1 protein-coding gene is annotated in these 347 nt (G+C 64.6%); it reads left to right on the top strand.

Going from position 1 to position 347, the window contains the following annotated elements; genetic code table 11:
- Positions 1-347 (top strand): type VI secretion system Vgr family protein (locus DIE06_RS38065; protein WP_185733597.1); only part of this gene is annotated, 347 nt, incomplete at both ends.

Below are 347 nucleotides of genomic sequence, written 5' to 3'. Positions count from 1 at the left end.
AACGCATCGGGCCATGTGGCCATCGACGATACGCAGGAGCAAATCCAGACGCAGATTGCCAGCGACGCGGGCACGTCATGGCTGAGCCTTGGCAACCTTCGACGCATCACCCGAAAGAAGGGTCGTGCCGATGCGCGCGGCAAAGGCTTCGATCTTCGCACCGACGACTGGGGCGTTGTCCGGGCGTTGAGGGGCTTGCTTGTGTCGACGGACGGTCATTCGGGCGGCCCAGGCCATGCGAAGGACGCCAAGGAGGCCGTCGGCAGACTCACGCAGGCGCGCGAACTACAGGAAAGTCTCACTGGCTTGGCGCAACGGCATCAGGCGCAACAGCACGCCGCGGACCA

It is taken from the genome of Burkholderia sp. Bp8998, assembly GCF_003854235.1.
GTDB lineage: Bacteria > Pseudomonadota > Gammaproteobacteria > Burkholderiales > Burkholderiaceae > Burkholderia.
The sequence above is the reverse complement of the archived record's forward strand: the minus strand, read 5'-3'. Positions and strand labels throughout refer to the sequence as shown.